The 23,739-nt window shown below is 73.2% G+C and carries 22 protein-coding genes and 2 pseudogenes; 12 read left to right on the forward strand and 12 right to left on the reverse strand.

The genetic code is table 11. The features are described 5' to 3' along the window. Positions 1–46: 46 nt before the first annotated feature. A complete protein-coding gene (locus ACIQV3_RS21450; protein ID WP_403714013.1) occupies positions 47–1,252 on the forward strand; it encodes a methyltransferase in 1,206 nt (401 codons plus the stop codon). Positions 1,253–1,298: 46 nt separating this feature from the next. On the opposite strand, the pseudogene ACIQV3_RS21455 reads toward ACIQV3_RS21450, so the two are convergent. Next, positions 1,299–1,697, reverse strand: a pseudogene (locus ACIQV3_RS21455) (penicillin acylase family protein); the annotation flags it as partial. Positions 1,698–1,933: 236 nt separating this feature from the next. On the opposite strand from ACIQV3_RS21455, the gene ACIQV3_RS21460 reads away from it, so the two are divergent. Beyond that, a complete protein-coding gene (locus ACIQV3_RS21460) occupies positions 1,934–2,233 on the forward strand; it encodes a DUF2087 domain-containing protein (protein WP_403714014.1) in 300 nt (99 codons plus the stop codon). Here ACIQV3_RS21460 and ACIQV3_RS21465 read toward each other — a convergent pair. After that, positions 2,206–2,970 carry a metallophosphoesterase gene (locus tag ACIQV3_RS21465; protein WP_403714016.1) on the reverse strand — a complete coding sequence of 255 codons (765 nt, stop codon included), beginning with the start codon at positions 2,968–2,970 and terminating at the stop codon, positions 2,206–2,208. The two genes, ACIQV3_RS21460 and ACIQV3_RS21465, sit on opposite strands and share 28 nt — an antisense overlap. A gap of 710 nt (positions 2,971–3,680) precedes the next feature. Between ACIQV3_RS21465 and ACIQV3_RS21470 the strand changes: the two genes are divergently transcribed. Beyond that, positions 3,681–4,514, forward strand: a complete 834-nt coding sequence (locus ACIQV3_RS21470) for a PIG-L family deacetylase (RefSeq protein WP_403714018.1) — start codon at positions 3,681–3,683, stop codon at positions 4,512–4,514. Between the two features lie 153 nt (positions 4,515–4,667). Here the strand turns inward: ACIQV3_RS21470 and ACIQV3_RS21475 are convergent, their stop codons facing one another. The 3 genes from ACIQV3_RS21475 to ACIQV3_RS21485 all read right to left on the reverse strand — a co-directional run bounded on the left by ACIQV3_RS21475 (position 4,668) and on the right by ACIQV3_RS21485 (position 7,329). Beyond that, the gene (locus tag ACIQV3_RS21475; RefSeq protein WP_403714020.1) at positions 4,668–5,237 is read right to left on the reverse strand and encodes a hypothetical protein; all 570 of its coding nucleotides are present in this window, start codon (positions 5,235–5,237) and stop codon (positions 4,668–4,670) included. 148 nt (positions 5,238–5,385) lie between these two features. After that, the gene (locus ACIQV3_RS21480; protein ID WP_403714022.1) at positions 5,386–6,816 is read right to left on the reverse strand and encodes a dihydrolipoyl dehydrogenase family protein; all 1,431 of its coding nucleotides are present in this window, start codon (positions 6,814–6,816) and stop codon (positions 5,386–5,388) included. Between the two features lie 39 nt (positions 6,817–6,855). Further along, entirely contained in the window at positions 6,856–7,329 is a 474-nt protein-coding gene (locus ACIQV3_RS21485; RefSeq protein ID WP_403714024.1) for a thioredoxin family protein, read from the reverse strand. A 92-nt stretch (positions 7,330–7,421) separates the two neighbouring features. Here ACIQV3_RS21485 and ACIQV3_RS21490 point away from each other — a divergent pair, with 92 nt between their 5' ends. Continuing rightward, on the forward strand, positions 7,422–7,994 hold the full coding sequence (locus tag ACIQV3_RS21490; protein WP_403714025.1) for a hypothetical protein: 573 nt from the start codon (positions 7,422–7,424) through the stop codon (positions 7,992–7,994). On the opposite strand, the gene ACIQV3_RS21495 is transcribed toward ACIQV3_RS21490, so the two are convergent. The 3 genes from ACIQV3_RS21495 to ACIQV3_RS21505 all read right to left on the reverse strand — a co-directional run bounded on the left by ACIQV3_RS21495 (position 7,991) and on the right by ACIQV3_RS21505 (position 12,203). Further along, a complete protein-coding gene (locus ACIQV3_RS21495) occupies positions 7,991–9,430 on the reverse strand; it encodes an aldehyde dehydrogenase family protein (protein ID WP_403714026.1) in 1,440 nt (479 codons plus the stop codon). The two genes, ACIQV3_RS21490 and ACIQV3_RS21495, sit on opposite strands and share 4 nt — an antisense overlap. Before the next feature lie 161 nt (positions 9,431–9,591). After that, positions 9,592–10,791, reverse strand: coding sequence for a thiolase family protein (locus ACIQV3_RS21500; RefSeq protein ID WP_403714028.1), 1,200 nt, complete (start codon positions 10,789–10,791; stop codon positions 9,592–9,594). A gap of 383 nt (positions 10,792–11,174) precedes the next feature. Further along, positions 11,175–12,203 carry a LacI family DNA-binding transcriptional regulator gene (locus ACIQV3_RS21505; protein ID WP_403714029.1) on the reverse strand — a complete coding sequence of 343 codons (1,029 nt, stop codon included), beginning with the start codon at positions 12,201–12,203 and terminating at the stop codon, positions 11,175–11,177. Between the two features lie 345 nt (positions 12,204–12,548). On the opposite strand from ACIQV3_RS21505, the gene ACIQV3_RS21510 reads away from it, so the two are divergent. Both ACIQV3_RS21510 and ACIQV3_RS21515 read left to right on the forward strand, forming a co-directional pair. After that, a complete protein-coding gene (locus tag ACIQV3_RS21510) occupies positions 12,549–13,793 on the forward strand; it encodes an MFS transporter (RefSeq protein WP_403714031.1) in 1,245 nt (414 codons plus the stop codon). Positions 13,794–13,907: 114 nt separating this feature from the next. Beyond that, a complete protein-coding gene (locus tag ACIQV3_RS21515; RefSeq protein WP_403714033.1) occupies positions 13,908–14,603 on the forward strand; it encodes an alpha/beta fold hydrolase in 696 nt (231 codons plus the stop codon). Between the two features lie 142 nt (positions 14,604–14,745). On the opposite strand, the gene ACIQV3_RS21520 is transcribed toward ACIQV3_RS21515, so the two are convergent. Next, positions 14,746–15,153, reverse strand: coding sequence for a RidA family protein (locus ACIQV3_RS21520; protein ID WP_403714035.1), 408 nt, complete (start codon positions 15,151–15,153; stop codon positions 14,746–14,748). A gap of 74 nt (positions 15,154–15,227) precedes the next feature. On the opposite strand from ACIQV3_RS21520, the gene ACIQV3_RS21525 reads away from it, so the two are divergent. Both ACIQV3_RS21525 and ACIQV3_RS21530 read left to right on the forward strand, forming a co-directional pair. Continuing rightward, positions 15,228–15,860, forward strand: coding sequence for a TetR/AcrR family transcriptional regulator (locus ACIQV3_RS21525; RefSeq protein ID WP_403714037.1), 633 nt, complete (start codon positions 15,228–15,230; stop codon positions 15,858–15,860). 99 nt (positions 15,861–15,959) lie between these two features. Next, complete coding sequence (locus ACIQV3_RS21530; RefSeq protein ID WP_403714039.1) at positions 15,960–16,421, forward strand: type II toxin-antitoxin system PemK/MazF family toxin; 462 nt, start codon at positions 15,960–15,962, stop codon at positions 16,419–16,421. Here the strand turns inward: ACIQV3_RS21530 and ACIQV3_RS21535 are convergent. Next, positions 16,418–17,284, reverse strand: a complete 867-nt coding sequence (locus ACIQV3_RS21535) for a TIGR02452 family protein (protein WP_403714041.1) — start codon at positions 17,282–17,284, stop codon at positions 16,418–16,420. The genes ACIQV3_RS21530 and ACIQV3_RS21535 overlap by 4 nt on opposite strands. Positions 17,285–17,356: 72 nt before the next feature. Between ACIQV3_RS21535 and egtA the strand changes: the two genes are divergently transcribed. From egtA to egtD, 4 genes and pseudogenes are all read left to right on the forward strand, one after another. Next, positions 17,357–18,745: an ergothioneine biosynthesis glutamate--cysteine ligase EgtA gene (egtA, locus tag ACIQV3_RS21540; RefSeq protein WP_403714043.1), complete on the forward strand. Its 1,389-nt coding sequence runs from the start codon at positions 17,357–17,359 to the stop codon at positions 18,743–18,745. Further along, a complete protein-coding gene (gene egtB / locus ACIQV3_RS21545) occupies positions 18,742–20,070 on the forward strand; it encodes an ergothioneine biosynthesis protein EgtB (protein ID WP_403714045.1) in 1,329 nt (442 codons plus the stop codon). Before egtA ends, egtB begins: the two co-directional genes overlap by 4 nt. Continuing rightward, positions 20,070–20,942, forward strand: a complete 873-nt coding sequence (egtC, locus tag ACIQV3_RS21550; protein ID WP_403714047.1) for an ergothioneine biosynthesis protein EgtC — start codon at positions 20,070–20,072, stop codon at positions 20,940–20,942. The genes egtB and egtC overlap by 1 nt, the downstream gene beginning before the upstream one ends. Further along, positions 20,939–21,895: pseudogene (egtD, locus tag ACIQV3_RS21555) on the forward strand (L-histidine N(alpha)-methyltransferase); the annotation flags it as partial. The gene egtC and the pseudogene egtD, both read left to right, overlap by 4 nt. Here egtD and ACIQV3_RS21560 read toward each other — a convergent pair. Beyond that, entirely contained in the window at positions 21,796–22,803 is a 1,008-nt protein-coding gene (locus ACIQV3_RS21560; protein WP_403714049.1) for a lysophospholipid acyltransferase family protein, read from the reverse strand. The pseudogene egtD and the gene ACIQV3_RS21560 sit on opposite strands and share 100 nt — an antisense overlap. Beyond that, positions 22,800–23,636: a GNAT family N-acetyltransferase gene (locus tag ACIQV3_RS21565; RefSeq protein ID WP_403714051.1), complete on the reverse strand. Its 837-nt coding sequence runs from the start codon at positions 23,634–23,636 to the stop codon at positions 22,800–22,802. The genes ACIQV3_RS21560 and ACIQV3_RS21565 overlap by 4 nt, the downstream gene beginning before the upstream one ends. Between the last annotated feature and the right edge of the window lie 103 nt (positions 23,637–23,739).

Genomic DNA, 23,739 nt, shown 5'->3' on the forward strand with positions numbered 1-23,739 from the left:
CGCCCGTGCGGGACCGGGGCGGTCCCTCGGTTAGCCTGGGGGCAATATGAACCGTCTGACCACGCCCTTCGGCTCCTACGAGCTCGCCCGCTTCCCCGAGGACCCGCGCGACCGGCTCTTCGCATGGGACGCCGCCGACGAGTACCTGCTCCGCCACCTCGAATCCGGTACGGGTGACCGCGGCCCGGTGGATCTGGCCGGCGCCGGGCAGATCACCGTGATCGGGGACCGCTGGGGGGCACTGACGACGGCGCTGGCCGCGCACCACCCCACCCAGATCACCGACTCCAGCCTGACCCGCTCCGCCACCATGGCGAACCTGGACCGCAACGGGATCGGCACCGCCAAGGGCACCGTGACCCTGCTGACCAGCCAGGACACGCCGCCGGAGCGGATCGACGTGCTCCTGGTCCGGGTACCCAAGAGCCTGGCCCTGCTGGAGGACCAGCTGTACCGGGTGGCCCCGCACGTGCACGCGGGCACCGTGGTCGTCGGCACCGGCATGGTGAAGGAGATCCACACCTCCACCCTGCGGCTCTTCGAGAAGATCCTCGGACCGACGAAGACCTCTCTGGCCGAGAAGAAGGCCCGCCTGATCTTCTGCACGCCGGGCACCCCGGGTGCGACCCGTCCCGCGACCCCCGGGCCTTGGCCGCTGACGTACGTCGTGGACCAGGACGGCGGCTCGGGCGCCGGGCTGACCGTCGTCAACCACGCGGGCATCTTCTGCGCGGACCGCCTCGATGTCGGCACCCGCTTCTTCCTCCAGAGCATCCCGACCAATACGGACGGGGCCCGGGTCGTCGACCTGGGCTGCGGCAACGGGGTCGTCGGCACGGCGGTCGCGGTGGCCGACCCGCGTGCGGAGGTCGTCTTCACCGACGAGTCGTACCAGGCGATCGCCTCGGCCAAGGCCACGTTCCGCGCCAATGTCACGCACGAACGGGATCGGGCGGACTTCCTCGTCGGCGACGGGGTGGCGATGCTGGATCCCGGCTCCGTGGACCTGGTGCTCTGCAATCCGCCCTTCCACTCCCACCAGGCGACGACCGACGCGACGGCTCTGCGGATGTTCGCGCAGTCGCGCAAGGCGCTGCGTCCGGGCGGCGAGCTGTGGGTGGTGGCCAACCGGCACATGGGGTACCACACCCACCTGCGACGCCTCTTCGGCAATAGCGAAGTCGCCGCGAGCGAGCCGAAGTTCGTGGTCCTGCGGGCGGTCAAGCGGCGCGAGCAGCCCCGCGGCGCGTGACCTGCGCGTACGGCCCGCAGGCCCCGGAACACTCCGGGGCCGGCGGGCGCGGCGCGATCGAGTCCGCGCACCACTGGTTGCCCGCGGCGCAGGCTCCGTCCGCCGGGTACCCGGCGGCGGGGGTGGCGGCCGCGGCCTGCTCGAGCGTTGCCGTCATCGTGTCCCGGCACCCGGGGAGCGAGCCGCCCGCGCAGTGGGGCCGGGCCGGCGGTCCGGACACCGGGCGGCCGAGCAGCGTACGCAGGTCCTTGTCCACGTAGCTCCACCAGCCGTACTGGAAGGCCGAGCCGGCGTGTGAACCGGTGGGCCCGTGGCCCGCGTTGGGTGCCTCGTCGAGGGTGAGCGAGGCGCGCGGGGCATCGTAGAGCGGCGCTCCGGGGCCGGGCTCGAACTCGGCCTCGCCCTCGACGAGCAGCGGCCACCAGGCGTCCACGATCCGGACGGCGGCCGGGGTCAGCAGGGCCACTCCGAGGGCGATCAGGGCGGTGGCGACGGCAGTTCGCGTACGGGCGCTCGTGTGCGGGGTGGGGCGTGGCATACGTGCTCCGCCGTGGGGGCAGGAACCGGTCCCGGGGAGGGCACCGGCAGGTGCTACCGCGCAGTGAGATGAACGACCGTCACTTTTCGCCCGTGCGGAAAATGCGTTGCCCCGGGGCGACCGCCCGGGTGAGGCTCCACCACATGTCACAAAGCACCGCAGGGACCCGCACGCGCACCCGGCGCGGCGTCACCGACCTCTTCGCCGCCGACGGCCGCCTCACGGCGATCCCGCGCAAGGCGGCCCGCCGCGAGCAGCTGCTCGCCCACCTCACCGAGACGCTCTTCGCGGCGGAACGCGCCTACACGGAGCCGGAGGTGAACGGGCTGCTGCTCACCGTCCACGAGGACTGCGCGGCGCTGCGGCGGTACCTGGTCATCGCCGGGCACCTCACCCGCACCCGCGACGGCTCCGGCTACCGGCGGGCGACGACCACCCTGTAGTGGGTCGTCAGCCGGCCGTCCTCACCGATCACGTGGAAGGCCACGGCCGGCGGCTCGTCCGTGTGGATGTACTCGCTCTCCCCGGACGCCGCTTCCCACGGGAGCCGCGTCGTGGACACCACGCCCGGAGCCACGAGCAGCGGCCGCCCGGCGAAGGTGGTCGCCGCGCCGGTGTGGGCGTGCCCGCACAGGAACGCCGTCAAATGCGGGTGGCGCCCGGCCAGTTCCGCCAGCCGTTCCTCGCCGAACTGCCGGATGCCGTCCACGTACGGGATGTGCAGCGGGACGGGCGGGTGGTGGAAGGCGACCAGGACGGGCACCTCGTGCGGGGTGTCGGCGAGCACCCCGTCCAGCCAGGCGATCGTCGAGTCCTCCAGGTGCCCCCGGTGTTCACCGGGCACGGACGAATCGCACACCGCGAGGACGAAGCCCGCACCGCGCAGCACTTGGTCCACCGGCGCCGCGGAAGCGCGCTCCTCCCCCAGCAGGCCGCGCCGGAAGGCCGTGCGGTCATCGTGGTTGCCGGGACAGACGACCAGCGGGTGGCGGGAGCCGAGGGCCTTGCGCGCCTCCTCGTACTCCTCCGGGCGCGCGTGATCGGCGATGTCGCCGCTCACCAGCACCGCGTCGAGCGCGTACGGAAGCCCCTCCAGGTACTCCATGACGGTACGGGTCCGCTCGGCGGCCCGCTGCCCGCCGTCGAGGTGGACGTCGCTGAGGTGCGCTATCACGATCACGGGCGGCGGCTCCTTCGGTCCGGAAGCTGGGATTGTACGCGGGGGCCTTCCGTGACCCCCGGGCAAGGCGTGGCGAGATCGGGTTGCCGCCGCCCCGTCGACGACAGCGAAGCCATCCTCTTCGAGCTCGCGGAGCATCGTCGGCTCTTCGGCGACGACGCCCACAGGGCGGCGGACGGCGCCGGGGGTGCCGGGGTACCGGGGGGGCCGGGGTACCGGGGGTGCCGGGGTACCCGGGGTGCCGGGGTACCGGGGGTGCCGGGGTACCCGGGGTGCCGGGGTACCGGGGGTGCCGGGGTACCCGGGGTGCCGGGGTACCGGGGGTGCCGGCGGGCCGTACGACGACGGCGAATGGGCGCTGTCGACGGCGTGGAGACCGGCCGGTCGACAGCGTGCACCAGCTCATCGGCATGGCTCCGCTGCAGGGCATCAGCGTGGGCGTGGACCGCAGGTCCCCCGTCTCCTGGCCGGTCTGCGAGCGCCACCGCGGCTTCCGCTGCACGGGCCGCCTGCGTTCGGTGACCTACACCCCCGGCACGCGGGCTCCCTACGACCCGGCGCTCGGGGCCCGTGCCCGTGCCCGTGGCACCGGAGGCGATGCGGCGGCGCCGGGAACAACCGGCCCCGCCGGCACGGTTGCACCGACAGAGGGGCCGACGCCGTCGCGCACGCTCAGACCGACACGTATTTCCGCAGGAGGACTGCTTTTCATGACTGACCGGCCCTTGACGCTCATGGCAGTACACGCCCACCCCGACGACGAGGCCACCAGCACGGGAGGGGTCCTCGCCCAGTACGCCGCGGAAGGCATCCGCACGGTTCTCGTGACCTGTACCGACGGCCGCTGCGGTGACGGACCGGGGGGTGCCAAGCCGGGCAGTCCCGGGCACGATCCGGCGGCCGTCGCCCTGATGCGCCGGCAGGAGCTCGAGGTGAGCCGCGACGTACTGAAGATCAGCGATCTGGAAACCCTGGACTACGGCGACTCCGGGATGATGGGCTGGCCGAGCAACGACGCCCCCGGAGCCTTCTGGCAGACCCCCGTCGAGGAGGGCGCCGCCCGGCTCGCGGAGCTCATGCGGCACTACCGGCCCGACGTGGTCGTCACCTACGACGAGAACGGTTTCTACGGCCACCCCGACCACATCCAGGCCCACCGCATCACGATGGCGGCACTGGAGATGACCGATCTGACGCCGAAGGTGTACTGGACGACGATGCCCCGGTCGGCGATTCGGCGCTTCGGGGAGATCATGAGCGAGTTCGGGGAGGACATGCCGGAGCCGGATCCCGCCGAGACCGCCGCGCTGGCCGAGATCGGCCTCCCGGACGACGAAATCACCACCTGGGTGGACACCACCCCGTTCAGCGGCCAGAAGTTCGACTCGCTGGCGGCGCACGCCAGCCAGGGCGAGAGCATCTTCTTCCTCAAGATGGGCAAGGAGCGGTTCGGCGAGCTGATGGGCGTGGAGACCTTCGTGCGCGTCAAGGACGCCACCGGCGCGACCGTACCCGAGACCGATCTCTTCGCCGGACTGCGCTGATCCACGGGTCGCCGCGCGGGGCTCGGTGACCGTCTCCCTCCACATCCGTGCCGGGGGGAGGCGTCACCTGAGGCACCATCACCGTATGGACTCGTCAGTGGAGTTGCCGACCTCGTGGCACGTGGCTGGGTCGCCGTCACCGACACGGGACGGTCATGGTCGGTCGTACGGGCACCGGCCGTCCAGCAGTGCGCACGTGAGGCACCGGTGCGTGCGGACGCCGTGCTCGTCGGCGGGAAAAGGACAGCGGCGACTCGCCGTCCTCAGCGCTTCCAGGTAGTGAGAAGGCTTCGGCCCGGGCTCGGCACGGTAGTTGCCGCAAGGGCAGGCGCTCTCCCTGGGGTAGCCCCCGACGTGCCTGCACTTGAGGAGCATGTAGTGCTCCTCGCGACGGTGGTCGCAGATGGTGCACGGCGGCCAGGCCTTGGTGCGGTACTGATCGCAGCCGCAGTAGGTCTCGTTCCTGTAGCCGACCCAGTCACCGGCGCCGTCGTAGATGTCCCCCGAGGCCGAAACCCTCTCGGAGCAGCGGCCCCGGTGCTCCCCGTGACCGCAGGTCACACAGTCCGGCCCTCGTGGTGGGGTGCCCCCTCGTGGTCGGGTGTCACCGGCGCCTGTCAGCTCCGGGAAGGGCGAGCCCGTCCGCCAGATGGCCACCACGGCCACGAACCCGCCTGCCAGGATGACGATTCCCACCAGGCCGATGATGGTCTGCGCTGCCATGAGTGCCCCCGCGTGAGTGCAGTGAACCGACGATAGGGCTCCCGCCCGGTCTCCGACACCCCGCGGGGCGCCACCCCCGTGGCCGGGACCGGGCGAAGACCGGGTACGTCCATTACGCGTCCAGGGACCAGGCTTCGGGCCAATACACCTAGGGCCTGTACTCCTCCAGCAGCCGCAGCCAGACCTCGCTGATCGTGGGGAACGCCGGGACCGCGTGCCACAGCCGCTCGATGGGGACCTCGCCGGCGACCGCGATCGTCGCCGCGTGCAGGAGCTCGGCCGCGCCCGGTCCGGCGAAGGTGACGCCGAGCAGGATCTCGCGGTCCAGGTCCACCACCATGCGGGCCCGGCCCCGGTAGCCGTCGGCGTACAGGCCCGCGCCGGAGACCTTGCCGAGGTCGTAGTCCACGGCCCGGACCCGGTGACCGGCGCGCTCCGCCTCCCCGAGGGTCAGGCCCACCGATGCGGCTTCCGGGTCGGTGAACACGGCCTGCGGGAGTGCCTGCGTATCGGCCGTCGCCGCGTGTGCTCCCCAACGGCCGGTTTCCAGTGGGACGTTGCCCGCCGCGCGGGCGGCGATGACGGCGCCCGCGATCCGGGCCTGGTACTTGCCCTGATGGGTCAGCAGCGCCCGGTGGTTCACGTCGCCGACCGCGTACAGCCAGTCGATCCCCGGGACCCCGCAGCTGTCGTCCACCGCGATCCACCCGCCCGGGGTGAGCCCGACGGTGTCGAGACCGATGTCCTCGGTGCGCGGAGCGCGCCCCGTCGCCATCAGCAGCTCGTCGCCCTCCAGCGTCTCGCCGCCTTCGAGCACCACGGTGATGGGCCCGGTCGAGCCGTCCCGTACGACGGACTCGACGGCCACGCCCGTACGGACCACCGCGCCCGCCTCGCGCAGCGCCTCGGCGACCAGTTCCCCGGCGAAGGGCTCCATGCGCGGCAGCAGCCGGGAGCCCCGTACGAGCAGGGTCACCTCGGAGCCGAGCGCCTGCCAGGCCGTGGCCATCTCCGCGGCCACCACCGACCCGCCGACGATCAGCAGCCGGCCCGGCGCCGCCTGCGCCGACGTGGCCTCGCGGCTGGTCCACGGCCGTGCGTCCCCGATGCCCGGCAGCTCCGGGATCACGGCCCGGGTGCCGGTCGCGACGACGACCGCGTGCCGGGCGGAGAGCACGTGGTGCTCCCCCGCCGGGCTGGTGACGGCGACCTTGCGGACTCCGTACAGCCGCCCGTGGCCCCGGTACACGTGGGCGCCGACCGACTCCAGCCAGTCGATCTGGCCGTCGTCCTTCCAGCTCCCGGTCCAGTAGTCGCGGTGCGCGAAGACCGCTTCCGCGTCCAGCGGACCGGCCGCTGTGCCCGCCAGACCGGGCACCCGGCGCGCATCCGCCCGGGCCAGGGCCGGGCGGAGCAGCGCCTTGCTGGGGATGCAGGCCCAGTACGAGCACTCGCCGCCCACCAGCTCGCTCTCGACCAGCGCCGTGCTCAGCCCTGCGGCGCGGGTCCGGTCGACCACGTTCTCGCCGGCCGGCCCCCCGCCGAGGACCACTACGTCGTACTCCACCGCTTCGCTCATCGGGCCAGTCTCACCGCACGGCGGGGGCCCGTCACGTAATCAGGCGTCCGGCGTGCCGGGCTCCTCGGCCCTGGCGCCTGCCGCGCCCGCCTGCTCGGCGGCGATCTTCGTCCGCACCTCTTCCATGTCGAGGGCCCGGGCCTGGGTGATGAGGTCCGTCAGCGCCGCCTCGGGCAGCGCGCCGGGCTGCGAGAAGATCGCGACCTGGTCCCGGACGATCATCAGGGTCGGGATCGAGCTGATCTGGAAGGCGGCGGCGAGCTCCTGCTGCGCCTCGGTGTCCACCTTGGCGAAGAGCAGGTCGGGATTGGCCTCGGCCGCCTTCTCGTAGACCGGGGCGAACTGCAGGCAGGGACGGCACCAGCCCGCCCAGAAGTCGATCAGGACGAACGAGTTCTCGCTCACCGTCCGGTCGAAGTTCTCCTTGGTGAGTTCGACAGTAGCCACGGTTTTCCAGACCTCCAGAGTGCTGTGCTGCTTGTTTTCCCTGAACGAACGACCGGCTCGAAGCATTCCTGACCACGGACAACCACCGACAACCCCGGACACCCGCGGATAACCGCGGATAACAGCGATATGCGCGGACAACCGCGCACAATAAGACCATGACGCACACCGTGGAGTTCCTCCGCCGGCTGTACCCCGGCGACGACCAGGACCGCGCGGGCTGGGGCGTCCGGATCGACGGTACGGACCTGCGCGCCCTCGTCGCCGAGGCGACCCGGGCCGGCTGGTCACAGGAGTGGGACGGCTCCAAGGAACCCCCGGACGGACGGGAGGCGTACCTCATGACCCAGCACGCCCCCCTGGTCATGGCCGACGACGCGCACGCGCGCCGCCACTTCCTCGGCGACCCCGATCCGGAGCGGCGCGAGCCGGAGACCGGCGCCATGGCCCTGCTGGGATGCATCTGCGGAACGGACGAGTGCTGGCCCATGATGGCCACCGTCACCCTGACGCAGGACCTGGTCACCTGGTCCGGCTTCCACCAGCCCTACCGCCCCGAGTGGGGAATCCTCGCCATGGGGCCCTACGTGTTCCCGCGCCCGGCCTACGACCGGGCCCTGGCGGATCCGGTCCGGTTCCCCGGGCGCGGGCTCCTCTCCGTCTCCGGCGACCACGGCACCGATGACCACACCTCCGAGGACGCGGGCGGGGCCTCCGGGGAGACCTCCTAGAACGGATGCCCGCCCGGGGTGGCCCGGAGCGTGGTCCAGCGCAGTTCGGTGAAGGCGTCGAGGTTCGCCTCGCCGCCGAAGCGTGCGCCGGTCCCGGACGCGCCGACCCCGCCGAAGGGGGCCACGGCCTCGTCGTTCACCGTCTGGTCGTTGACGTGCGCGATCCCGACCGGGATCCGCGCCGCCAGGTCCAGCCCGCGCGCCCCGTCGCCGGTCACGATCCCAAGGGAGAGCCCGTAGGGGCCGGCGGAGGCCAGCTCCACGGCCTCGTCCTCCGTCGCGAAGGACCGTACGGGCGCCACCGGCCCGAAAACCTCCTCCGCGTAGGCGGGGCTGTCGTCTCCGGCGCCTGCCAGCACCGTCGGCCGGTAGAAGAGGTCCCGGTACGAGCCTCCGGTGACGAGTTTGGCGCCCAGTGCGGCGCTGGCTTCCACCAGAGCGTGGACCCGGTCCAGCTGGGAGCGGTCGATGAGCGGCCCCAGGTGCACCTGCTCCCGGTGTGGGTCCCCGACCGCGAGTTCCTCCGCGCGCGCGGCGAGCCGCTCGACGTACTCGTCGTAGAGCGAGGCGTGCACGAGGTGCCGGCCGGCCGTCATGCAGATCTGGCCCTGGTGGAAGAAGGAGCCCCAGGAGGCTTGCGCGACGGCCGCCTCCACGTCGGCGTCACGGAGTACGACGAGCGCCGAGTTTCCGCCCAACTCCAGGTGGGCGCGCTTGAGGTGACGTCCCGCCAGCTCGCCGACGATCCGGCCGCTCGCGGTGGAGCCGGTGAACGACACCACCCTGACCAGCGGATCGGCGACCACCGCCGCGCCCGTTTCGGCCCCGCCGGGGAGCACGTGCAGCAGTCCGCCCGGCAGGCCGGCCGCCGTGAAGACGGCCGCGAGGGCGAGCCCGCCACTGACCGCGGTACGGCGGTCCGGCTTGAGGAGGACCGCGTTGCCGAGGGCGAGCGCGGGGGCGACCGAGCGGATCGAGAGGATCAGCGGTGCGTTGAAGGGCGCCACCACCCCTACGACACCGACCGGTTCGCGACGGGTGAAGGACAGCCGCGGCGCCTCGCTCGGCAGCACCTGACCGGACGGGCGCGAGGCCAGGGCCGCGGCCTCGTAGCACTCCTGCGCGGCGACGTGCAGTTCGAAGGCGGCCTTGCCGGGGATGGACCCGGACTCCCGGACCAGCCAATCCCGCAGCTCGTCGGCGTGGGCGGTGAACAGGTCCCCGGCGCGGCGCAGCACGGCGGCCCGCTCCAGGTGGGTGGCCCGCGCCCAGACCCGCTGGGCCGCGTGGGCCCGTACGGCGACCTCCGCGACATCGGCCGGAGCGGCCAGGTCGATGGTCGCGAGGGTCTGGCCGGTGGCGGGTTCGAGAACCGGGGCGGTACCTCCGGTGAGGGTGGGTCCGTCCTGCCAGAGCGTCGGATCGAGGAGCGGCATGGCGCGGGGCCTCCGGATGCGGGGGAGCGTGGCGCGGGGGGCGGCAGCACGCGACGCCATCGTGCCACTCCAGCGCACCGGAGGCATCAATTCGCTTCGCTTACCGGGCAGTTGACGCCCGACTATGACCGGAAACGATCGACGGACGGACCGAAGTCGCGTCAGCGCTCCAGGACGAGGGCGATGCCCTGCCCCACACCGATGCAGAGGGCCGCGATCCCGGTACCGGATCCGGCCGCCGCGAGCTGGTGCGCCACCGAACCGGCCAGCCGGGCACCCGAAGCGCCGAGCGGGTGTCCGATCGCGATGGCGCCGCCGCGCGGGTTGACCACGGCCGGATCCAGCTCGGGCCAGGCCGCCAGGCAACCCAACGCCTGCGCGGCGAAAGCCTCGTTGAGCTCGAAGGCGGCCAGATCCGCCAGCCCGCGGCCCGCTTTGGCGAGCGCGCGCTCCACGGCGTCCACCGGACCGAGACCGAAGAGCTGGGGCTCGATCCCGGTGACGGCCGACGCGCTGATCCGGGCCAACGGCTCCCGTCCGGTGGCGGCGAGCCCTTCCTCGTCCGTCAACAGCAGTGCGGCGGCTCCATCGTTGAGCGGCGAGGCGTTGCCCGCCGTGACCGTGCCGGTGCCGTCGCTCCGGAAGGCGGGCTTCAGGCGGGCGAGCGCCTCCGGGCCGGAACCCTCGCGGATGCACTCGTCGCGCGGCAGGTCCACACCCGCGTACGGGACCACCTCGGCGTCGTACTGCCCGGCCGCCCAGGCGGCGGCCGCCTTGCGGTGGCTCTCCAGCGCGAAGGCGTCCTGCGCCTCGCGGGTGATGCCGTGCTTGTCGGCGACGAGCTCGGCCCCCTCACCGAGGGAACCGGCCCACTCCGCCGGCATCCGGGGGTTGGTCATCCGCCAGCCGAGCGTGGTGGACCACATCTGCTGGTGCCCCGCGGGGAAGGCGCGCTCCGGCTTCTGCACCACCCAGGGGGCCCGGCTCATGGACTCGACGCCCCCGGCGATGGCGACGGAGGCGTCCCCGAGCGCGATGGCGCGGGCCGCCTGGACGACGGCTTCGAGCCCGGAGCCGCAGAGCCGGTTGACGGTGACCCCGGGCACGGTCACGGGGAGTCCGGCGAGCAGCACCGCCATGCGGGCCACGTCGCGGTTGTCCTCGCCCGCGCCGTTGGCGTCCCCGAAGACGACGTCGTCGATGCGGGCCGGGTCCAGTGCGGGCGTACGGTCCACGAGCGCGCGCACCACGTGGGCGGCCAGGTCGTCGGGGCGGACACCGGCGAGGGCGCCGCCGAACTTCCCGATCGGGGTGCGGACGGCGTCGACGACGTAGACGTCGCGGACGGTACGGATGCTCATGGAGTCCCTCCGGAGCGAGCGGGAGGCGGCGCGGCACACCGACGCAACTGTCCGGCCCGGCGCACGCTCCGCCCGCGCCCGGTGGGGCGCGCCCAGAGTCTCCGTCGCCCCGGCCCCGCTGTCAACGGTCTCCAGGCCCCGCCGAGGTCCCGGCCTGCGCCTTGTCGTACGCCTGCCGTACGCCTGTCGTACGCCCGCCGCGCCGGCGGGCTGGATGCCCGCAGGGCGATTTCAGCCCCGCCGACATTAGAGGCGCGGGATCCGGGGCGGAGCCCCGCAAGCCTGGGCGCAGCCCCGGAAGCCTGAGCGGAGCCCCGGGCCGTCACCCGTGACCGGCCGGCACGGGCGCCGCGGCCGCAGCCCGCCCGGCGCGGAGCGACGGCTCAGGTCGAGTCCCGCGGCACCGCCACCGCCGCCATCAGGTCGTGCCTGAGCGCGACCGCCGCGGGGTCCCGTACCGCCTCGTCCACCAGCGCCGCCAGCCGCTCCCCCGTCGGCATCTCCATCTGCACCGTGCTGAGCCTCGGCCGCAGCAACCGCCCGATCAGCAGATCGTCGGCGCCCATGACGGCCACGTCCTGCGGCACCCGCAGACCCGCGTCCTGGAACGCCCGCATCAGCAGCATCGCGTACTCGTCGTTGTACGCGAACGCCGCCTCCAGACCGAGCGATTTCCACTGCTCGGCGAGCTCCGCGGCCGACTCCTCGGAGTAGGCCATGGGCAGGGCGACGATCTCCGCCCCCGCAACGGACCGCGCGCCCTGGAGCCGGGGCGCGGAGAACAGCCCGAGCCCTTCCTCCTGCGGAACGACCACGCCGATCCGTCGCCGGCCCCGCTCCACCAGGTGCTCCGCCGCCCGGGCGCCGACCTCCGCCTGGTCCATGACCAGCGCGTGCGCCCCGGATACGGCTTCGGGTCCCATCGTCAGCACCGCGCGCGCCCCGGCCCGTTTGAGCGTGGCCACGTTGTGCGCGGACAGGGCGATCTCCCCCAGGGAGAGCACCGCGACCGGCCGGAGTTCGGCCCAGGCCCGCGCGGCCTCGTCACCGGTGAGGCCGAGGCTGCCGTACTGGACCACCGTGTAGTCCAGGGCGCGCAGCGCCCACTGCAACTCGTTGAGGAAGGTGCTGTAGAGCGGACCGATCGGCACGTGCGACGTGGGCAGCAGCACGATGCGCGTGTGCCCGGCGCGCAGACTGCGGGCGGCCGCGTGGGGGACGTAGCCGAGTTCCTCGGCGGCCTCGCGCACCTTGCGGCGGGTCGGCTCGCTGATGCGTACGGCCTCCGCGTTGTTCAGGACGTACGAGACCGTCGCGCGCGACACGCCGGCGAGACGGGCGACGTCGGCGCTGGTCGGCACGGCCGGCTGGGGCTGCGACGGCGGTGTGGGGGGCTTCGATGACTGAGACATTGCCGTGGCATCTTTCCAGACCGTTTGTGCCCGGGGGCTAGCGGATGGCCGGAAACCAATGCTACACAGTGGTTACACGATTCACTGACACGTGTAACCCAGACGTCACCCGAGCTTCGCCAAAGGTGTCTCCGGGTGCCTCCCCACGTGCCGGTGCCGTGCCCAGCCGTGCCGCCGCCCTGCCGCGTTCCGTCGCACCCCCGCCGTCGCGACAGGGCGGCGCGCACTCCTCCCCACGCTGGTCCCCACGCTCGTCCCCACACCCCTCAGCGCACCCTCCGCACCCCTCCCGCACCCCTCGTCTCACGTACCCCTCATCCCTTCCAAACTGCCCAGGAGGGCACCGTGGCCCTTTCCTCCCCCGGCACCGGCACCGCCGACGCCACCACCGACGCCCCCGCCGCCCGGCGCGGCCTGCTCCCCTTGCTGCTCGTCGGCAACGGAGCCATGTACGCCCTCTACATCGGCGTCGCCGGCGTACTCCTCGCACTCCAGGTCGAAGACATCGACGCGGCGAACAAGGTCTCCAACTTCGGCCTGATCGCGGGGGTCTCGGCGATCTTCGCGACGGTCTTCAACCCGGTCGCGGGCGCCCTGTCCGACCGCAGCGGGCGGCGCAACCCCTGGATCCTGGGCGGTGGACTCGCCGCGATACCGGCGATGTTCCTGCTCGGCGTCGCGGACACGATCCTGCTCATCACCATCGCCTGGTGCCTCGGCCAGGCCGTGATGAACATCTACCAGGCCGCGATCACCTCCGTGGTCCCCGACCGGGTGCCCATGAGCGCCCGCGGCAAGGCCTCCGCCGCCGTCGGCCTCGGCCTGCCGCTGGGTTCGACCGTCGGCGCCCTGATCGGCGCGGCGTTCTCGGACGACTACCGCACCGGGTACCTGGTCTTCGGCGCGCTCGTCGCCGGCGCCGCCGTCCTGTTCACCGTCTGCACCCGTGAGGAGCGGCGCCCGGCCAAGCCCTCCATGCCGGTCAGGGAGCAGCTCGCCGCCTTCGCGAGCGCCCTGGGGGACCACGACTTCCGCTGGGCGTTCATCGGGCGCGCCCTGCTGGTCCTCGGCTACTTCGCGGTGAGCGGCTACCAGCTGTACATCCTCCAGGACCACACCGTGCTGCCCGAGGGCATGAAGCCGGAGGCGGCGGTCGCCATCATGATGCCGCTGACGAGCGTGGCGATGGTCGTCTCCACCGTCCTCGGCGGATGGCTCTCGGACAAGTACGACCGCCGCAAGCTCTTCGTCGGCGCCTCCGCGCTGCTGTCCGCCGTCGCGCTGGTGATTCCGGCCCTGTCGACCAGCTGGACGGCGATGCTGGCCTTCGCCGTGATCAACGGCCTCGCGTTCGGCTGCTACATGGCCGTGGACACCGCACTGGTGACGATGGTGCTCCCCAAGGCCGAGGACGCCGCCCGCGACATGGGCGTGCTCAACATCGCCAACGCGGGCCCGCAGATCGTCGCCCCCTTCATCGCCTCGGTGATCGTGTCCGTGAGCGGCGGCTACACGGCCCTGTTCATCGCGGCCGCCGCCCTGGCGGTGGCGGGCGCCCTGGCGGTCAAGCCGATCCGCAGCGTCCGCTGAGGGAGCCGGGCTCCCGGCCCGGCGGGCTCCCGGCCCGGCGCCCCGCCCCCTTCCACTCCTCGCTCCACTCAACCGATGCCCTGCGCATCACCCCTGACGACGAAAGGCACCACCGTGCAGCTCCACACCCACACCTGGGGCGAAGGCGACCGCGTCGCCCTCCTGATCCACGGGATCATGGCCGACCACCGGACCTGGCGCCGGGTCGGCCCCGCCCTCGCCGAGCGCGGCTATCGCGTCATCGCCGTGGACCTGCGCGGCCACGGCGCCAGCGGCCGGGGCGAGTACGGCCCGGAGGCCTTCGCCGACGACGTGGCCGAAACGCTTCCGGTCGGCGCCGAACTCGCCATCGGCCACTCCCTCGGCGGCCTGACCCTCTCGAAGGCCGTCGACCGCCTGAAGCCGGAGCGCGCCGTGTTCTCCGACCCCGCCTGGCATCTGGCGGAGCTCGGCGAGGGCTTCGGTCCCGAGATGTTCGCCCAGTTCAAGTCCGCGCCCAAGGAGCAGATCCAGGCGATGAACCCGCGCTGGGAGGAGGCCGACGTGGACGTCGAACTGGCCACCCTGGCCCTCTGGGACGAGGCGACCGCCCTGAGCCTGACTCCGCTGATGGGCACGGACCTGCTGCCGGCCGCACCGGTGGTCCCGTCGCTCGTACAGCTGGCGGACCCGAGCTTCCTGATCTCGCCGGAGCGCGCGACGCTCCTCAAGGAGCGCGGCTTCGAGGTCCGCTCGGTGACCGGCGCCGGCCACACCATCCACCGCGACGACTTCGACGGCTTCATGACTTCGCTGGAGGGCTGGATCTAAGGGCGGGCCCCACCACCTGGAGCCACCCCACCCAACACCCCACCCACCGCCCCGCCCTCCCGGCAGAACTCCCCGTTCGGCCGAGCGGGCGGGGCAGTGCGTCGCGGCCCGGCCCGCCACCAGGCCGGAGGCCGTCACCGCGTCAGTCGAGAACGGCCGTGGCTTCGACCTCGACGAGAAGATCGGGTTCCCCCAGCGCCGCAACGCCCAGCAGCGTGATCGGCTTGACGGGGTCGATGCCCAATGTGGCGGCCGCCCGGGCCACGCCCTCCCCCAGCAGCGGCATCTTCTCAGGGCTCCAGTCGACGACGTAGACGGTCAACTTCGCCACATCGTCGAAGGATCCGCCGATCTCGGCCAGGGCGGTGCCGATGTTGAGATAGCACTGCTCGACCTGAGCGGCGAAGTCCCCCTCGCCGACACGACGGCCCTCGGCATCGCGCGCCACCTGGCCCGCGAGGAACACCAGCTTCGACCCGGTGGCGATCGAGAGCTGACGGTAGACGTCGGGTTTCGGCAACCCGTTGGGATTGACCAGCTTCACGGTCATGACAGCTCCTTGTCGTCGGAGCGCGCGTTCCGGCGCTCCCCGCAAACCATAGCGCTGCTATGTAATGTAGGGGCATGGCACGAACCAAGGACCCGGCGGTCCGCTCCCTCCTGATCGAACGGGCCGCCATGATGCTGCGCACCCGGGAGCCGGTCACGCTCCGTTCCCTCGTGGCCGGAACGGGCGTATCGACGATGGCCGTCTACACCTACTTCGGAGGCATGGACGGCCTGTGGACGGCGATGCGCCAGGAAGGCTTCAGAGGCCTGGCCGCGAGGCTCGACGCGGTGGAGCTGTCCACGGATCCGGTACGGGACCTGGCCGCCCTCGGAGCCGCCTACGTGAGCAACGCCCTCGCAGCCCCCGATCTCTACCGCATCATGTTCGACGCCGGGTTCGAACTCGAGGACGCCGAGGCCGCGGACGACACCCTGCACTGCCTGGTCAGCGCCGTCGAACGGGCCAAGTCGGCCGGCCGGTTCCACGACGGCACCGACCCCCTGACCCTGGCAACGCAAAGCTGGGTGATCGGCCACGGACTCGCGTCCCTGGTCGCGACGGGCCCCCTGCCGCGTCAAGTCCTCGCCCAGGGCGTGCCGATGCTGACCGCACTGTTCACGAGCTCCGGCGATGCCGCCGACCGGTGCCGACGGTCCGTGGAGCGGGGCTGGCAGACGGCGCCCGTCCCCACCACGGACGGCCCGTAGCCGCCGGGCCGAGGAGAGCCGCGCGGCGTTTCGACGATCCCGCCGACCCACCGGCGCACGCACCTCCCGGGCACCCGCCCACCCGGTAACCTCGCCCGAATGACGGCACTTTCCCACCACAGCAATGGCCACGTAGAGCAACCGGGCCGCGACGGGCACACCGCGACCGCCGAGGCCGATCCGCATGCCATCGGGCCGGTACGGACCTCGTACGCCCCCGATCGCGACGGGGATCCCGATCCCGGTGAGATCGTGTGGACCTGGGTTCCGTTCGAGGAGAACGACGGGCGCGGAAAGGACCGGCCGGTGCTGGTCGTGGCCCGCGAGGAGAGCGGCACGCTCCTGGCCGTACCACTGTCCAGCAAGCGGCACGACCACGACCGGGAGTGGGTCCCCATCGGGACCGGGCCGTGGGACAGCGCGGGCCGGGAGTCCTGGGTGGACGTGGACCGGGTGCTGCGCGTACACGAGGACGGCATGCGGCGCGAGGCGTGCGCGCTGGACCTGGGACGGTTCCGGCTCGTCGTGGACCGGCTGCGCGAGCTGTACGGCTGGCGCTAGGGCCCGTCGCAGGGGTCCGGGCGCGGCCGTCCGGGCGGCACCGGCGCCAGGACCCGTTCGAACGCCTCCCGGGTCTCCGGCTTGCGGTCGAGGATGCCGAACACCACCCGTTCGAAGACTCCCGCGAACCGTCCGGACAGCAGTTCGCGGAAGGCCTCCGCCACCTGGGCGGGGTCGTTCTGGAAGACCCCGCACCCCCAGGCGCCCAGGACCAGCCCGCGGTACCCGTGCAGTGCCGCCACCTCCAGCACCAGCCGCGCGCGGCGGGCGAGGGCGGCGGGGATCTCGGGCTCGCGGTCCGGTTCCCGGCGGCGGATGGTGCCCGCGTTCGGGGCCGGCGAGGTGAGGAACCCGGCGCGGAACGGGGTGTCCAGGAGGGTGCCCCGGTCGTCGCGGAAGACGGGGACCCCGGGCGAGTGAATCACCCGGTCGGTGTAGAAGGTGCTGACCTCGGCGCGGTGGATCTCGTAGTACTCCGGGGCCTGCAAGAGCGTCTCGTACAGCGCCGAGGCGCGGCAGAGGGCCTCCTCCTGTGCCTTGGCCCCGCGGACGTAGCCGCCCCCGGGATTCCGGGCCGAAGCGAAGTTCAGGACGGCTACGGAGGCAGGTCCCGGGAGGTCCCCGGCGAGCCTGCGGGCGGCGACCGTGCTGCTCTCGCCGGTGACCTCGACGACGGTCCGGCGGGTGTGCCGCGCGTCCGTCTCACCTGGAATGACCGGGTTTGGGCCATATATCCTGGTTCCTGCCTTGGCCTCCGCCACGGCGGCGGCGAGCGACACCTGCCGTCCCGACCGCGTCCGGTAACCGCCGGCCGCCACGATGTCCGCGTTCTCCCGCGCGATCTCGCGCAATCTGCCGCTCATGCAGTGATCTTCGGCGCTCCGGCAGGGCGCCCGCAAGGGATTTGCGCCCCAAGAGACGGGTAGGCACGGGTGATGTCAGAGCCGACGACAGGAGACGAGGGCCCCGTCATGCCCCAGGACTCACTCACCCGACTGACCGAACCCACCGCCGAGGAGCTGATCCACGGCATCTGCTTCAAGACCGGCCCGCCCCGCCTGCTGGGCGCGGAGCTCGAATGGCTGGTGTTCGACGCGGAAGACCCCGGCCGGCCCGTTTCCCACGACCGCCTCGCCGCCGCGCACGACGCGGCCCGCGCCCTCCCGCTCGGTTCCGGCGTCACCGTCGAGCCCGGCGGCCAGCTGGAGCTCAGCTCGCCCCCCGCCACCTCCCTGACCGGCTGTGTCGACGGCCTCCAGGCCGATCTGACCGCCGTCCGGGGCGCCCTGCGCGACCAGGGGCTGGTGCTGAGCGGACTCGGCCAGGACCCGCGCCGCCCGCTACGGCGGATGCTGACCAGCCCGCGGTACGAGGCCATGGAGGCCTACTTCGACCGCACCGGCCCGGCGGGGCGCGCCATGATGCGCGCCTCCGCCTCCGTCCAGGTCAACGTGGACGCCGGTCACGAGGAGCCCGGCCCGCTGGGCCACGGCAGGCGCTGGCGCCTGTCCCACCTCCTCGGTGCCGTGCTGGTCGCCGCCTTCGCCAACTCCCCCGCGCACGAGGGCCCGTACGCCGGCTGGCGGTGTGCCCGCCAGGGCAACTGGAGCGATATCGACACCCGGCGCTCCCTCGCCCCGCCGCTGGAGGCGGAGCCGCGCGGTGCGTGGACCCGGCAGGCGCTGGACACCGAGGTGATGTGCGTGCGGACGCACGAGGAGGGCCCGCCCTGGGAGGTACCGCGCGGGCTGACCTTCCGGGACTGGCTGCGCTCCGGCGGTGGCCACCGGCCGCCGACCGCCGCCGATCTGGAATACCACCTGACCACCCTCTTCCCACCGGTACGGCCCCGGGGTCATCTGGAGCTGCGGATGATCGACGCGCAGCCCGGCGAGGACGGCTGGCTGGTCCCGGTGGCGGTCGTGCACGCACTGTTCGACGACCCGGAGGCCGCGGAGACCGCGTACCGGGTGGCGAAGGGGCTGGCCGATTCCTACGGCGCCGGGCCCGCGCCGCGCAATCCGCTGTGGCGCTCCGCCGCCCGTGACGCGCTGTCCGATCCGGAGCTGCGGTCCGCGGCCCGGGCCTGCTTCCGGGCCGCGATCTCGGCGCTGCCCCGGATGGGAGCCAGTGGCCACGTCCTCGACACCGTCGGCGAGTTCACCGATCGCTACGTGTCCCGCGGCCGCTGCCCGGCCGACGACCGGACCGAGCCGCAGCACCGGCAGACCCGCAAGCACCCACATCCGCAGCAGGCGCAGCAGCCCGCGCGTCCGCACCCCCGAACCCGACCGAAGCCGACGGGCGAGGAGGCACGCTCATGACCGCCGAACCGGAGCTCCTGCGCGAGCGGGCCGCCGCCGCCCTGACCGCGGCGCGCGTCCGCACGGCCGGACTCACCGATCCGGTCACCGAGGCGGAACTGACCGCCCAGCACTCCCCCTTGATGTCGCCGCTGGTCTGGGACCTGGCGCACATCGGGAACATGGAGGAGCTCTGGCTGCTGCGCAACGTGGCGGGCCGCGAGTCCATGCACCCCGAGATAGACCCGCTCTACGACGCCTTCGAGCATCCCCGCGCGGAGCGCCCGAAGTTGCCGCTGCTGAGCCCCGGCGAGGCCCGCCGGTACGCCGCCGAAGTCCGCGGCCGGGTCTTCGACCTGCTGGAGCGCACCCCCCTGGAGGGCACGGCCCTGCTGGACGGCGGCTACGTCTTCGGAATGATTGCCCAGCACGAACAGCAGCACGACGAGACGATGCTGATCACCCATCAGCTTCGGCAGGGCGCGCCGGTACTGACCGCGCCCGACCCAGAAGCCCCTCAGGGACCTCCACCGGCGGCCGAAGTGCTCGTGCCCGCCGGCCCGTTCACGATGGGCACCTCGGCGGAGCCCTGGTCGCTGGACAACGAGCGGCCCGCGCACCAGCGCGAGGTCGAGGCGTTCTGGATCGACACCGTTCCGGTGACCAATGCCGCGTACCAGGAGTTCATGGCGGACGGCGGTTACCGCGAGGAGCGGTGGTGGGAGCCGGCCGGCTGGGCGGAGATCCGGCGGCACGGGATCGAGGCACCGCTGTTCTGGCACCGCGAGGCCGGCACCTGGCTGCGCCGCCGTTTCGGGGTCACCGAGCCGGTGCCCGGGGACGAGCCGGTGCTGCACGTGAGCTGGTACGAGGCCGACGCGTACGCCCGCTGGGCGGGGCGGCGGCTGCCCACCGAGGCGGAGTGGGAGAAGGCCGCCCGCCACGATCCGCGGGCCGGGCGCTCCACCCGCTACCCGTGGGGCGACGCGGACCCCACGCCCGCGCACGCCAATCTCGGCCAGCGCCACCTGCGGCCGGCCCCGGCGGGTGCCTATCCGGCGGGTGCCTCCCCGCTCGGGGTGCGCCAGCTCATCGGCGACGTCTGGGAGTGGACGGCTTCGGACTTCCTCCCCTACCCCGGCTTCCGGGCGTTCCCCTACCGCGAGTATTCGGAGGTGTTCTTCGGCCCGGAACACAAGGTGCTGCGCGGCGGCTCCTTCGCCGTGGACCAGGTGGCCTGCCGGGGCACCTTCCGCAACTGGGACCTGCCGGTGCGCCGGCAGATCTTCTCCGGGTTCCGGACCGCGCGCGGAGCCGTCCCCGCAGGCTCCGCCGGGCAGGCCTGATGTGCCGTCACCTCGCCTATCTCGGGGCGCCCGTGAGCCTCGGCCGGGTGCTGAGCGAGCCCGAGCACTCGCTGGTGCGGCAGTCGTGGGAGCCGCGCCGCCAGCGTTCCGGCACGGTCAACGCCGACGGCTTCGGAGTCGGCTGGTACGCCGAGGGGGACCCGGTGCCCGCCCGCTACCGCCGGGCCGGGCCGATCTGGGGCGACCTGACCTTCAGCGACCTCGCCCGGGTGGTCCGCAGCGGGGCCGTGCTGGCCGCCGTACGGGATGCCACGCGTCCCGGGGCCGACGGGGAGGCGGCGGCGGCTCCGTTCGCGGAGGGCCACTGGCTGTTCAGCCACAACGGCTCGCTGCGGGACTGGCCGGACGCGGCGGCACCCGTCGCTGCGTGCCTGCCGCCCCGGGAGCTGCTGTCGCTGGCCGCCCGGACGGACTCGGCGCTGATCTGGGCGCTGGTCCTGCACCGGCTGCGGGCGGACCCGGACCTCGGTGCGGCGCTGGCCGGGACGGTGCGGGAGGTGGCCGGGGCCGCGCCCGGGTCCCGGCTGAACCTGCTGCTGACCGACGGCCGGACCATAGCCGCGACGGCCTGGGGGGATTCCCTGTGGTACCTGGCCGACCCGCCGGCGCAGCGGACGGTGGTCGCCTCGGAGCCCTACGACGACGACCCGCGCTGGTGCGAGGTGCCCGACGGGACCCTGCTGACCGCCACCCGTACCCGGGTCGGCCTGGCCTCCCTGAAGGAGACCCCCGCCGGCGCACCGCACGGAACGCACGCATCGCACGGAACCCACGCACCGCCGCACGCACCGCACGCATCGCACGCACCGCACGCACCGCACGCACCGCACCAAGGAGACGACGGCCAGTGAACGACTTCGAGCTGACCCGCACCCTCGACGAGCACGCCGCCGAGACGGCGCTGCGCGCGGATGTGCACGACGGCCTGACCCGGTCCCCCAAGTCGCTGCCGCCCAAGTGGTTCTACGACGCCCGGGGCAGTGAACTCTTCGAGGAGATCACCCGGTTGCCCGAGTACTACCCGACGCGCGCGGAGCGGGAGATCCTGCTCGAACGGGCCCGGGAGATCGCCTCGGTGAGCGGGGCCCGCACCTTGGTGGAGCTGGGTTCCGGTTCCTCGGAGAAGACCCGGCACCTGATCGAGGCGCTGCCCGCGCTGGACACCTACGTACCGGTCGACGTGAGCGAGAGCGCGCTCGCCGGGGCGGCGAAGGCCCTGCTGGAGGAGCATCCGGGGCTGCGCGTGCACGCGTTGCTGGCCGACTTCACCCGCGCGCTGCGGCTGCCGGACTCCCCCGGGCCCCGGCTGGTGGTGTTCCTGGGCGGCACGATCGGGAACCTGCTGCCGCCGGAGCGTGCCGTGTTCCTGGCGGACGTACGGGCGATGCTGACGCCCGGGGACGCGCTGCTGATGGGGACGGACCTGGTGAAGGACCCGGCCGTCCTGGTGTCGGCGTACGACGATGCGCAGGGCGTGACGGCCGCGTTCAACACGAACGTACTGTCCGTGGTGAACCGGGAGTTGGGCGCGGACTTCCACACCGCCGACTTCGCCCACGTGGCGGTGTGGAACCGAGAGCACGAGTGGATCGAGATGCGGCTGCGGGCCCGCAGGCCGTTGGTGGTGAAGGTCCGGGCGCTGGATCTGGAGGTGCCCTTCGAGGCGGGCGAGGAGATCCTGACGGAGATCTCGGCGAAGTTCCGTCAGGAGGGAGTCCGTAGGGAACTGGCCGCCGCCGGGCTGGAGTTGACCCACTGGTGGACGGACGCGGCGGGCCGTTTCGCCCTGTCGCTGTCGGTGGCTGACGGCATCGGCACCGACGGCTGGGAGGGCACGCCGGGCAGCAGGGGCGCCGCCGGCCGTGACACGGGCGGCTCGAGTGACGCGGGCGACACGGGTGACGCGGGCGACGCGAATCCCGGTTCGGCGAGCACGGCCGCCTGAGCCGCGGCCGCGAGGTCCCGCCGGTGCGCGTACCGGCCCGGCGGGATCCGCGGCAGCAGCCGTACCTCGGCGCGCACCCCGCGGGCCCGCGCGATCCGCCACAGCGAGGCGGTCAGCGGATCGTCCCCGACGAAGGCGGGCGCCCCCGCGGTCCCCCCGTCATCGAGCAGGTAGCTGATCCGTACGGGCTGTACGGGCACCCGCGCGTCCAGCGCGGCCTGGAACGCGGCCCGGCGGAAGGGCCCTTGGGCGCGCCCGCACCAGGTGGAGCCCTCGGGGTAGACGGTGACGCGGTCACCGTCGGCCAGGGCCCGGGCGAGGACGCCGACGGTGGCGGGCAGGCTGCGGATCCGGTCGCGTTCGATGTAGACGGTGCCGGCCTGCCGGGACAGCGGCCCGAGGACCGGCCAGCCGCGGATGTCGCTCTTGGCCAGCATCCGGGAGGGCAGGACCGCGGCGACGAGCGGGATGTCCAGCCAGGAGATGTGGTTGGCGACGATCAGCCGGCCACCCCCGGGGCCGGGGATCCCGTGCACGGTGATCCGCAGGCCGAGGGCGCCCAGCAGGCCGGCGGCCCAGGTCCGTACGAGGACGTGGCGGGGGCGCTCCGGAAGCAGCCGCAGCGGCGGGGCGCCCAGGATGCCGAGCAGGACCAGGGCGATGGCGGCGGCGAGCCGCAGTACCGCGCGCGGCACGCTCGCCGTGCGCCCCTCGTGGCCGGCGCAGTCCGCGGGGGTGCAGGGCGAGGTGGGGAGCCAGCCGCTCATGCGGCCGGGGCGAGCGAGAGGAAGTGCTTGAGGTAGCGGGGGTTGGTGCGCCGCAGGGAGAGCAGGACGTACAGGTCGGCGCAGCCGAACTCGGCGTCCAGGGCGGGCTCGCCGCAGACCCAGGCACCCAGGCGCAGGTATCCGCGCAGCAGCGGGGGCAGCTCCATCCGGCCGGGGAAGTCGATGCCTTCGGGGCTCCACGGGAGGTGCGGGGTGACCCGGTACTCGACGGGCGCGAGGCTGCGGGTGAGGACGTTCTCGCGGGTGGCTGCGGCCAGCACCCCGCCGTCGGAGAGCGGTACGGAGCAGCAGCCGGCGAGCCAGTTGTGCCCGGAGCGGTCCATGTAGCGGGCGAGGCCGGCCCAGATGAGGGCGATGACGGCGCCGTTGCGGTGGTCGGGGTGGACGCAGGAGCGGCCCACCTCGACCAGGTCGGGGCGGATGGGGGCGAGGGAGGAGAGGTCGAACTCGCCCTCGGAGTAGAGGCGGCCGGCGACGGCGGCCCGTTCGGGGGGCAGCAGCCGATAGGTGCCGACGACCTGCTCGGTCTCCTCGTCCACGACGAGCAGGTGGTCGCAGTAGGCGTCGAAGGCGTCGGAGTCCAGGCCCGGCTCGGGGCCGTCGAGGCGGGCACCGAGCTCTCCGGCGAAGACCAGGTGGCGCAGCCGCTGGGCGGCGCGCACCTCGGCCTCGTCGCGGGCCAGGCGGACGGCGTAGCGGGGTGCGGGGGTGTCGGCCGCCCGCGGGGCGGGCGCGGCGGGGGTGAAGAGGGGGGCGGGGGGCACGGCGGAGGTGGGGGCGACGACCGACGGGGACAGCGGGGCGATGGTCATGACGGCTCCTGGTCCGGCACGGGAAGCCAGGCCGGCAAGTGTGTGGCCTGGCTTCTTTACTTCTTCCGTGACCGGCTGGATTCGACATGGCCGCTTCGCGGCC

The sequence above is a fragment of the Streptomyces sp. NPDC099050 genome (assembly GCF_044759865.1).
In the GTDB taxonomy this organism is placed as follows: domain Bacteria; phylum Actinomycetota; class Actinomycetes; order Streptomycetales; family Streptomycetaceae; genus Streptomyces.